At 43.3% G+C, this 10,120-nt stretch carries 10 protein-coding genes; 9 read left to right on the plus strand and 1 reads right to left on the minus strand.

Features of this window, described 5'->3' with window-relative positions; translation table 11 throughout:
• Positions 1–263 precede the first annotated feature (263 nt).
• The 3 genes from FZ952_RS11020 (at position 264) to metK (ending at position 2,912) form a co-directional block, all read left to right on the plus strand.
• Positions 264–731 carry a deoxycytidylate deaminase gene (locus tag FZ952_RS11020; RefSeq protein ID WP_048765231.1) on the plus strand — a complete coding sequence of 156 codons (468 nt, stop codon included), beginning with the start codon at positions 264–266 and terminating at the stop codon, positions 729–731.
• A 33-nt stretch (positions 732–764) separates the two neighbouring features.
• The gene (locus FZ952_RS11025; RefSeq protein ID WP_148881691.1) at positions 765–1,379 is read left to right on the plus strand and encodes a tetratricopeptide repeat protein; all 615 of its coding nucleotides are present in this window, start codon (positions 765–767) and stop codon (positions 1,377–1,379) included.
• 342 nt (positions 1,380–1,721) lie between these two features.
• Entirely contained in the window at positions 1,722–2,912 is a 1,191-nt protein-coding gene (metK, locus tag FZ952_RS11035; protein WP_148881692.1) for a methionine adenosyltransferase, read from the plus strand.
• Positions 2,913–3,190: 278 nt separating this feature from the next.
• Here the strand turns inward: metK and FZ952_RS11040 are convergent, their stop codons facing one another.
• Positions 3,191–4,201 (minus strand): lactonase family protein, encoded by a 1,011-nt coding sequence (locus tag FZ952_RS11040; RefSeq protein WP_148881693.1) that lies wholly within the window; start codon positions 4,199–4,201, stop codon positions 3,191–3,193.
• Positions 4,202–4,441: 240 nt separating this feature from the next.
• Between FZ952_RS11040 and FZ952_RS11045 the strand changes: the two genes are divergently transcribed.
• From FZ952_RS11045 to FZ952_RS11070, 6 genes are read left to right on the plus strand one after another with little or no spacing between them, the layout of a single operon-like run.
• A complete protein-coding gene (locus FZ952_RS11045; protein WP_062199611.1) occupies positions 4,442–4,708 on the plus strand; it encodes a hypothetical protein in 267 nt (88 codons plus the stop codon).
• 28 nt (positions 4,709–4,736) lie between these two features.
• The gene (locus tag FZ952_RS11050) at positions 4,737–6,002 is read left to right on the plus strand and encodes an efflux RND transporter periplasmic adaptor subunit (RefSeq protein ID WP_062199609.1); all 1,266 of its coding nucleotides are present in this window, start codon (positions 4,737–4,739) and stop codon (positions 6,000–6,002) included.
• Positions 5,989–6,663: an ABC transporter ATP-binding protein gene (locus FZ952_RS11055; protein WP_062004917.1), complete on the plus strand. Its 675-nt coding sequence runs from the start codon at positions 5,989–5,991 to the stop codon at positions 6,661–6,663. The genes FZ952_RS11050 and FZ952_RS11055 overlap by 14 nt, the downstream gene beginning before the upstream one ends.
• Before the next feature lie 11 nt (positions 6,664–6,674).
• A complete protein-coding gene (locus tag FZ952_RS11060) occupies positions 6,675–7,892 on the plus strand; it encodes an ABC transporter permease (protein WP_148881694.1) in 1,218 nt (405 codons plus the stop codon).
• A gap of 21 nt (positions 7,893–7,913) precedes the next feature.
• Entirely contained in the window at positions 7,914–8,570 is a 657-nt protein-coding gene (locus FZ952_RS11065) for a response regulator transcription factor (RefSeq protein WP_037616309.1), read from the plus strand.
• Positions 8,567–9,943 carry a sensor histidine kinase gene (locus FZ952_RS11070; protein ID WP_148881695.1) on the plus strand — a complete coding sequence of 459 codons (1,377 nt, stop codon included), beginning with the start codon at positions 8,567–8,569 and terminating at the stop codon, positions 9,941–9,943. The genes FZ952_RS11065 and FZ952_RS11070 overlap by 4 nt, the downstream gene beginning before the upstream one ends.
• The last annotated feature ends 177 nt before the right edge of the window (positions 9,944–10,120 follow it).

Here is a 10,120-nt window from a genome sequence, read left to right on the forward strand (position 1 = left end):
AATCTAGAATGATGATATTTTTGTCTTTAATTTCGAGTAGGTTTGTGATAAAATTTAATTGTTCCATAAGATTCTTTCTAATGATGGTTTCGTTGCTTTTCATTATAGGTCTTATGGGACTTTTTTTCTACAACAAAATCGGCTCCATAATCCCTGCGGTGGATTTACCCACTACAGAAATTATAGAGCCCTTTTTTCTTGTTAGGGTGACAATCGCCAAGTGTTTTAGTATAATATAGTGAGAATGGATGGAGGAGTGAATGATGATGTCAAATCGGTTAGCTTGGGATGAATATTTTGCAGCACAGGCGCTTTTGATTGCCAATCGTTCGACCTGCAAACGCGCCAAGGTCGGAGCGGTCTTAGTCAAGGATAATAAGGTCATATCGACCGGTTACAATGGCTCCGTTTCAGGAACGGAGCACTGTATTGATCATGAGTGTTTGGTCATTGATGGTCATTGTGTACGGACCTTGCATGCGGAGGTCAATGCCATCTTGCAGGGAGCTGAGCGGGGCGTGCCTAAAGGCTTTACGGCTTATGTGACCCATTTTCCCTGTCTCAACTGTACCAAGCAGCTGCTTCAGGTAGGTTGCAAACGGGTGGTCTACATCAACCAATATCGCATAGATGACTATGCTCAATATCTCTACAAGGAAAAAGAGGTGGAATTAGTTCATTTGCCACTGGAAGATGTGAAAGAAGCCATTGCTCAGACAGAGTTGGTTTAGGCGAGAAGTTCTGGAGGTAAAAGGAGAAGGCAGATGAATGATAAATTGGCAGCCGCTTGGCAGTATTTCTTTGAAGGACAGTTAAATAAGGCCGAAGAACTAGAGCAGCAGCTGGAAAAAGATTCCTTTAGTCGCTGGAATTTACGGGCCTATCTAGCTGTAGAAAGGCAGGATTATCAGAACGCTTTTGCAAATTTAGAGGCTTATCTGATTCAGGCTCAGAAAGAAAGTGATAGAGAAAATGAGCATATCGCTTATCATCAGCTAGGTTATGTTGCTAGAGCTGCGGGAGATTTTTGTCAAGCTTTAGAGTGGATTGAAAAAGAAGCTGCTTTCCTAGCGATGTATTTCCCAGATGACCATTATCGTCAATCAGTTAATCTCTATGAGCTAGGCTACCTAAATCTTAAATTAGGCAGGTTGGCTCAAGCTCAGGATTTTATGCAAAAGTCACATATCTATTCTATGGAGTCAGATGATGTGGTAAATCATGCATGTAGTTGCCGAGGCTTGGGTGAAATTGCTCAAGCTTTGGGAAATCTACAAGCAGCAAGATCCAACTTTGAGGCTGCTATCAGACTTTTTGACCAAGCTGGTGATGCTATCGGTAAGGCGGAAGTTGAAGAGTTGTTAGCAAGCTGCCCTTAGTTTATCATTGCAATAAAGCTATAGTTTCTGATTATAGCTTTTTCTATTTAAAAGATTCTGAATTTTTTAGAGAAAAGTGATATAATGAAAAGGTTATATAGTCCCGATAAGATGGTAGGAAACTTCTATCAGTACTTTGTAACTCGCAAACAATGACGGCTCCAAAGTCGCTCGTCATTCTACGGTTGCCCCTATATTGCGGTCAACCGATGCGTCTTACTAGCTTCAGAAATAAAAAAGTATCGTTTTATTTCTTTCGCGTCGTAACTCGTAGGTGATATGATTTGCAATCATTTTGGAGTTTGTTTATTTGTTTAATATTTTTTAAGGGGGGACATTTTTATGTCAGAACGTAAACTTTTCACGTCTGAGTCTGTATCGGAGGGACATCCCGATAAGATTGCAGACCAAATTTCCGATGCTATTTTGGATGCTGTCTTGAGTCAGGATCCAGATGCCCATGTGGCTGCTGAAACAGCTGTTTATACAGGCTCTGTTCATGTTTTTGGTGAGATTTCGACTACAGCTTATGTAGACATTAACCGTGTGGTTCGTGATACCATTGCAGAGATTGGCTACACCAATACAGAGTATGGATTTTCAGCAGAGACGGTCGGTGTGCATCCGTCTCTAGTAGAGCAGTCGCCAGATATCGCTCAGGGTGTCAATGAAGCTTTGGAGGTTCGTGGGAATGCGGACCAAGATCCGCTGGACTTGATTGGAGCTGGAGATCAGGGGCTTATGTTTGGCTTTGCAGTGGATGAAACGCCAGAGCTCATGCCGCTGCCCATCTCGCTCAGTCACAAGCTAGTCCGTCGATTGGCAGAGTTGCGCAAATCAGGAGAGATTGCCTATCTGCGTCCAGATGCGAAGTCACAGGTGACCGTTGAGTATGATGAAAATGACCAGCCTGTGCGCGTGGATACGGTGGTTATTTCGACTCAGCATGACCCAGAAGTGACCAATGAAGAGATTCATCGTGATGTGATCGAAAAAGTGATTAAAGCGGTTATCCCAGCCCAGTATTTGGATGAGAAGACAAAATTCTTCATCAATCCAACCGGCCGTTTTGTAATCGGCGGTCCTCAAGGGGACTCTGGCTTGACAGGACGCAAGATTATTGTGGATACTTACGGCGGTTATGCTCGTCACGGCGGCGGTGCCTTTTCTGGTAAGGATGCAACAAAGGTCGACCGCTCTGCTTCATACGCAGCTCGCTACATCGCTAAAAACATCGTTGCTGCTGGACTGGCTAAGAAAGCGGAAGTGCAGTTAGCTTATGCTATTGGTGTGGCTCAGCCGGTTTCTGTACGCATCGATACTTTTGGAACTGGAGCAGTTGCAGAAAGCAAGCTGCAGGAAGCGGTTCGTCAGATTTTTGACCTGCGTCCGGCCGGTATCATTCAAATGCTGGATTTGAAACGTCCGATCTATCGTCAGACGGCAGCTTATGGCCACATGGGTAGGACAGACATTGACCTGCCTTGGGAAAAGTTGGATAAGGTAGAGGCTTTGAAAGCAGCAGTGAAATAAGTATTTTACTTGATACAAAAACAACAAACAAGCTCTATTTCCAGAAAAATTCTGGAGCTGGGTTGTTTGTTGTTTTTCTTTTATGGTTTTCAGCTTGCTTGTAACAGTGAGGTGGAAGCAGTAGAGACTTACAGTAAGATGAGTCAATGCTGTAATAAGAGTTAAATTGACTGCTTATAAAAGGTGTTGTTTTCTAGCAGATCGATTCAAAAGCAACGCTTGGAGCTGTGCGAAGGCGCCTTATTGAACTTTTTTGAAAAATCACATTTTACAATTGCTTATTTGAAAGTAACACAGACAGCTTCTGGTATATAGAAATCATGAGATAACTCAGTCAATCTTCCTGTTTCAGTATCGCGTTTGAAGATAGTTGCATTGTCGGAGTCTTGATGGACAGCGATGATATAATTTTGATCAGGTGTGATATTGAAATCGCGCGGATTTTTGCCGTTTGTTGGCGTGATTTCGACAAGCTGCAAACTTCCATCAGCCAGAATTTGATAAACGGCTATCGAATCATGACCGCGGTTAGAGCCGTAAAGGAACTTGCCGTCTGCAGAGAGGCGAATGGCTGCTGTACCATTAAATTCATCAAATCCTTCTGGGAGAGTTGAGATGGTCTGCAGGTGCTCAAACTGCCCAACGCCATCGTAAATCAACACTTCAATGGTTGAGTTTAATTCGCAGATGAGGTAGGCCAATTTATGGTGATTATGAAAGACAATGTGGCGTGCTCCAGCTCCAGCAGCACATGTGTATGTATCAAGTTTATTCAGTTTTCCAGCTTCTGTCACATCGTAGGTGGTTACTTGATCCGTTCCGAGGTCACAAGTAATCAGGTATTGATCGGGTGTCAGGTCAGTATAATGGACATGGGCAGAGGATTGGTTGGCATGAGGACCTTGGCCGATATGAGTGTCCGAATCAGCCAGCTTTAGGCTGCCATCTTCCTGCCGCTTGTAGACCAGCACTTGTCCTTTGTGGTAGTTGGCTCCGTAAACAAGACCTCTCTCCTCATCAACAGCGACATAGCAAAGCGGAGCGCCGTCTTCCACCACACGATTGAGCAGCTGAGCCTTTTGGTCATAGGCAGCAACTCCACCTTGTCCATCTTCTGCACCAACTGTGTAAAGATGACCAGCTTGGTCAAAGGCTAGATAGGTGGGGCTTGGTTCTTCAGCTACTAACTCCAAGTTTGATAGCTGTCCCTTTTCAGTATCAAATTCTGCCTTGTAAATTCCTTGCGAATCTCGGCGGGTATATGTTCCAAAATAAACTGTTTGAGTCATTTCTACACCTCATTCTTTTAAAATAGATCACTCTATTATACCATAAAATCAGTTGAAAGGGGTTTAGCCATAGGATAAGACCTGTTTTTAAAAGAATAGTATCAGTTCTAAAAAACAGACAAAAAACAGATAGCGGTTAGGAAGGGGATAGACTGCTTTGATAGAATGGAATTGTTCAAAAAAACAAATACAATCAGGAAAGCTCAAAATTCCTGTTTTCTAAAACAAAGGAGAAATCAAATGAACACAAAAAAAATTGCTATGCTTGTTGCCCTTATCGGAATGTCTGGATTCTTTTTAGCCGCATGTGGATCTAAAAATGCAGATAATCAAGAAGTCATTGACGGCAAACAAGTGGACTTCAAGAAAGACGCTGTTGACCAAAAAACTAAGACAGTAGACGGCAAGGAAGTGACAGAATACACGATGCCAGACGGAAATGTTATTCAGATCCCAGCTGACGGTGAAGAAATGCCAACGGATGAATCTGAATCAGCTAGTGAATAAAAGATAAAACTTGTAGGTTGGAGGCAATATGTTTCGAAGAAAAAAAATGAATCGTAAAACCATTATATTGGGCAGCACAGTCATTCTTGCTTGTGCTGGTCTGGGAGGCTATGTGCTTCTCAAGCAGGTCAATCAGCAACAGGCCATGCAAATGGTAGATAAAAAGATTGATTCGCTGACGGTTCAGGAAGCTGTCAATAACAGTAAGAAAACAAGCCTAGTTTTATCTGGGGAAGTAGTTGCTAACAATAGCAGTAAGGTCAAGATTGACCCTTCCAAGGGAGAAGTCAAGGAAGTATTTGTCAAAAATGGCGATACAGTGACACAAGGTCAACCTCTCTTCTCCTATGTGACATCGCAGGAACTGACAGCCCAGTCAGCTCAATACGACGCCCAGTCTAAGGCCAACGCCATTACAACTGCTCAAAATAGCGCCGCTATCAAATGGGAAACCTATAACCGTAAGCTGGCTAGTCTCAATGCACTCAAGGGAAAATATAATTCTAGTCAAGACGAGTCTCTGCTGGAGCAGATAAAATCTGCCGAAGACGAGCTGGCTCAAGCACTCACTGATGCAAAGACTGCTGACAATGAAGTGACGACAGCTCAGATTGAGGCTGAAAAGGCTCAGGTGACCGCTCAGACGGAATCAGATCGGATGAAGTATGATACCGTAACAGCCGATACAGCTGGAACCATTACATCCATGAATGAAGATTTGCCAACTCAGTCCAAGACCAAAAAAGAAGAAGAAAACTTTATTGAAATCATGGACAAGTCCAAAACTTTAATCAAAGGGTCTGTCAGTGAATTTGACCGTGAGAAGTTGAGCGTGGGACAGAGAGTGGATGTCGTGGACCGTAAGGATCCGAAGAAACGCTGGAGTGGCACGGTGACCCAGGTCGGTACTTTGACAACAGCAAATACCGGAAATAGCAACGGCGGAAACAAACAACAGGAAAACCCCAACCAAGGCAAGTACCCTTATACTGTTGAGCTGGATCAAGGCGGAGAAATGCCATTGATAGGCTCCCATTCTTATGTCAATGTTGTAGAAAATGCTCCTGAGGCCGGCAAGGTAGTGGTTAATAAATCTTATACCTTCAGCAAAAATGGTAAAACCTATGTCTGGAAAGTAGATGGCAAGAAGCTGAAAATGCAGGAAGTTAAGACTCAGAAAGTTTCCGACCGTTTGGTGGAGATTACAGAAGGTCTGACAATGCAGGATACCATTTCGACACCAAAAGAGGGCATGGAAGAAGGGATGGAGGTAGGACAGAATGTTAAAGCTTAAGGATATCCACAAATCTTATCAGCAGGGCAGTCAGGAATTTCCGATTTTAAAAGGAATTGATCTGCATGTGAAAGAGGGGGATTTTCTAGCGATTATGGGGCCGTCCGGATCTGGCAAGTCCACCCTGATGAACATCATCGGATGCCTAGATAAGGCGAACTCAGGGACCTACCATATCGAAGGGACTGATGTCTCTGATCTGTCCGACAATCAGCTGTCCGATTTGCGTAATCAGAAGATTGGTTTTGTTTTTCAAAATTTTAACCTCATGCCCAAGCTGACAGCCTGCCAAAATGTAGAATTACCTCTGACTTACATGAAAGTTCCTAAAAAAGAGAGACGAGAACGCGCCTTGGAAATGCTGCGTCTGGTCGGTTTGGAAGAAAGAAGTGACTTTAAGCCTATGGAGTTGTCCGGTGGTCAAAAGCAGCGGGTAGCTATTGCGCGTGCCTTGGTGACCAATCCCAGCTTTATTTTGGGAGACGAGCCGACTGGAGCGCTGGATACTAAGACCAGTGTTCAGATTATGGAGCTTTTCAAGCAATTTAATGAACAAGGTAAGACTATTGTCATCATTACCCACGAGCCGGAAGTTGCCCAGCTTTGCAAACAAACGGTTGTTTTGCGGGACGGTAATATAGAGACTAGGGCATTAGGATAGAAGGGGGCTATATGGAAGATATTTTTGTAGCTCTAAACTCCATCCTGTCGCATAAAATGCGCTCTATGCTGACCATGCTGGGGATTATCATCGGGATTGGTGCTATTATTGCTATTTTTTCCATCATTGAAGGAAATACGGAAAATACAAAACGTCAGCTTATCGGCGGTAACAATAATACAATCAAGGTCGTCTATGACAAGAAAAGTTCGATTGATCCGACCATTCCGGAAAAATCCCAAGCTCAGAAGCCTTCTTATATTCCCTTTATGGGAGAGGATGTTTTAGCTAAGATCAAGGAAATCCCTGGAGTTAAAAATGCTTTGATGACCTATGGTACGGACGAAAAGATTTACTATCTCAGTCAGAAGTCATCTGGGAAGGTTCAGGCGGTTTCGCAGTCGGTCGCTGACATCAAGCAACAACGTTTGTTGGAAGGTGAGGGCTTTGACTCAGAAGCCTTCAAAAATCAAGAGCAAGTGACCTATCTAGAAAAGACGCTCTATGATACCCTCTTTCCTAATGGAGATGGCATCGGTAAGTATGTAGAAGTCATGGGCAACCCATTTAAAGTCATCGGCGTATTTGAGTCTACTGAGCAGAGTGGTTTAACCTCTGGTTCGGAAAAGGTGGCTTATATTCCTCTCCAACAATGGCACCGGATTTTTGATACCATCAATGTCAGTCCAGAAGTAACGGTCCAAACCCATAAAGCCGATGATTTGAAGAAGGTGGCTAAGAAGGTCAGTGACTATCTCAATCAGCAGATATCGCAGTCAGACTATATGTTTGGTGTGCTGAACCTGCAGGAATTTGAACGGCAGCTGGAAAATCTCAACAAGTCCAACTTTGTACTATTGGCGGGTATTGCTAGCATCTCTCTCCTAGTTGGAGGTATCGGTGTTATGAATATTATGCTGGTGTCAGTGACGGAGCGGACGCGTGAAATCGGGATTAAAAAGGCTCTGGGAGCTCGGCGCAAGATTATTCTTAAGCAGTTTCTGATCGAAGCGGTCATCCTGACTCTGATGGGTGGTGTTATTGGTGTAATTGCTGGAATTGCCTCTGGCTTTGCTATTACCCAGTCTTTAGCCTATCCATATATTTTATCCCTCTTTTCGGTCTTTGTAAGTTTGCTCTTTTGTTGTATAATAGGAGTAGTGTTTGGGCTCCTGCCGGCTGTGAAAGCATCCAAGCTGGATCCAATTGAAGCCCTGCGATTTGAATAAATAAAGGAGAATCAAGCATATATGCAAAAGATTTTAGTAGTGGAAGATGATACTACGATTAATCAAGTCATTTGTGAATTTTTAAAAGAAAGTAACTATGCTGTTACACCAGTCTTTGATGGAGGCGAGGCTTTGCTTCAATTTGAAGCAGAGTCTTTTGACTTAGTCATTTTGGATATGATGTTGCCGACCATGAGTGGACTGGACGTGCTCAAAGAAATTCGCAAGACTTCTCAAATTCCCGTCATGATTCTGACGGCACTAGATGACGAGTACACCCAGCTAGTCAGCTTTAATCACCTCATTAGTGATTATGTGACCAAGCCTTTTTCACCGCTGATCTTAGTCAAACGGATTGAGAATATTCTGCGTCGGAATACCGTTGCTTCAGAAATTGCTGTCGGTGAGCTGACAGTCTCCATTGATGACTGCACGGTTTATTGGCATGGCGAAAAGATGCCTCTGACCAAGAAAGAGTATGAAATCTTGCAGGCTCTGGCCAAGAGAAAGGACCACTTGGTGACGCGCGATCAGCTGATGAATACCATTTGGGGCTATAGTGAACTAGATAGCCGAGTGTTGGATAATCATATCAAGAATATTCGTAAGAAAATTCCAGGCATTCCTCTGAAAACGATCACAGGTATGGGTTACCAGCTTGGAGGAGAAGACAAGTGAAAATTGTCAAAAAGAATTTCCTTCTGACTTCCTCCATCATTTTTGTGGTAGTGACCATCGTGCTGGCTAGTCTTTACTTTGCTATGCCGGTTTATTACCAGCAGGTCAAGGGTGGCGAAGCCCAGCGAGAGTTTGATCAGGTTGCCAAGCAGGTTAAAGGAAAGTCTAGTCAGGAAATCAGTGAGCTTTTGAGCAACTATAGCAAAAAAAATAATCAGATTTGGTTTACCTTGCTGGCTCAAGACAATACGATTCTGTATCCCTCTCTTGAGGATGGCGGAGAAAGCTCGCTACAGCTGACAATTGTCCCAACGATTCCTAGCAGTGACTATGAGAGCAAGACCCTGTCAGAAAGCTTTCGGACTTCAGATGGTAAGGAAGTTGTCCTGAGAGGTGAGTATTCTTTGCAGCCAGTGTCGGATGCCAGCCGGATTTTGCTTAATCTCTATCCTTTTGTGCTATTTTTGTCGCTGAGTCTAGGAGGCGTAGTTGCCTATCTCTATAGCCGGACTTCCAGCCAGCGGATCAAGGATATATCGTCGAGCACCCGTCAAATGACGACCCTGCTTCCAGATGTCTTGTGTCAAGTAAAAGGGCAAGACGAGATAGCCGATTTGGCTCAGGATATTAATCATTTATATACGAATTTATTAGCTAGTATGGAAGCTCTGCGCTTGGAAAATGAAAAAGTCGCAGAAAGCGAGCGCGAAAAAGCAGAATTTCTCCGTATGACTTCCCACGAACTGAAAACGCCAATTACCAGCATGATGGGAATGATTGACGGGATGATTTATGGCGTGGGTGAGTTTAAAGATCGTGATAAGTATCTGCAGAAGTGCCGCGAAATCTTAGAAGAACAGTCGGACTTAGTCCAGTCTATTCTGGCTATTTCAAAACTGGAGATGACGACGGAGACAGAACGAGAAACCTTCTCTTTGAAAAAGCTGCTTGAAGAAAATATCAGCACTTACAAGATTCTGGCTGATCTCAAGCATTATCGCTTTAACGTTCAACTTTCAGAAGCGACAGTTCGGGGAAATAAGACCTATTTACTCAAAGCGATTAAAAATCTGATTGATAATGCCTTTCATTATACAGTGGAAGGTGGAGAAGTTTTGGTTCGCCTAGACGATAGGATGTTAATCGTAGAAAATGAAGCTGAGAAAGTACTGGACGAGTCACAGATTCAGCAGATTTTCCAGCCATTTTATCGACCGGACTATAGTCGCAATCGGAAAGATGGCGGTACAGGACTGGGGCTCTTCATAGTTCAGCAAATTTTAGAAAAGCACCATCTCACTTATCGCTTTGAAGCTGTTGAGAATAGATGGATGCGCTTTACGATTTTTTTACCTCAAATAGATAAGGACTAAACGAAATTGAAGATGTATGGAATCAGGAAAGGATTCCATACATTTTTTTATGGCTCTTTGTCAACTGTAGTGGGTTGATGTCAGCTAACATCTGGAGAGGACCGAATTGGTTCTCTCCTTTTTGATATTCAAAGTGATGAGAATTCTAGTTCTAAAGTTGTCAAAGTTCCGAAATCC

Source organism: Streptococcus sp. Marseille-P7376, assembly GCF_902460385.1.
Classification (GTDB): domain Bacteria; phylum Bacillota; class Bacilli; order Lactobacillales; family Streptococcaceae; genus Streptococcus; species Streptococcus sinensis.

What these genes read in the sequence shown, in the direction of transcription:
- FZ952_RS11020 (WP_048765231.1), top strand. Translation starts at nt 264, where the DNA reads ATGATGTCAAATCGGTTAGCTTGGGATGAATATTTTGCAGCACAGGCG.
- FZ952_RS11025 (WP_148881691.1), top strand. Translation starts at nt 765, where the DNA reads ATGAATGATAAATTGGCAGCCGCTTGGCAGTATTTCTTTGAAGGACAG.
- metK (WP_148881692.1), top strand. Translation starts at nt 1,722, where the DNA reads ATGTCAGAACGTAAACTTTTCACGTCTGAGTCTGTATCGGAGGGACAT.
- FZ952_RS11040 (WP_148881693.1), bottom strand. Translation starts at nt 4,201, where the DNA reads ATGACTCAAACAGTTTATTTTGGAACATATACCCGCCGAGATTCGCAA.
- FZ952_RS11045 (WP_062199611.1), top strand. Translation starts at nt 4,442, where the DNA reads ATGAACACAAAAAAAATTGCTATGCTTGTTGCCCTTATCGGAATGTCT.
- FZ952_RS11050 (WP_062199609.1), top strand. Translation starts at nt 4,737, where the DNA reads ATGTTTCGAAGAAAAAAAATGAATCGTAAAACCATTATATTGGGCAGC.
- FZ952_RS11055 (WP_062004917.1), top strand. Translation starts at nt 5,989, where the DNA reads ATGTTAAAGCTTAAGGATATCCACAAATCTTATCAGCAGGGCAGTCAG.
- FZ952_RS11060 (WP_148881694.1), top strand. Translation starts at nt 6,675, where the DNA reads ATGGAAGATATTTTTGTAGCTCTAAACTCCATCCTGTCGCATAAAATG.
- FZ952_RS11065 (WP_037616309.1), top strand. Translation starts at nt 7,914, where the DNA reads ATGCAAAAGATTTTAGTAGTGGAAGATGATACTACGATTAATCAAGTC.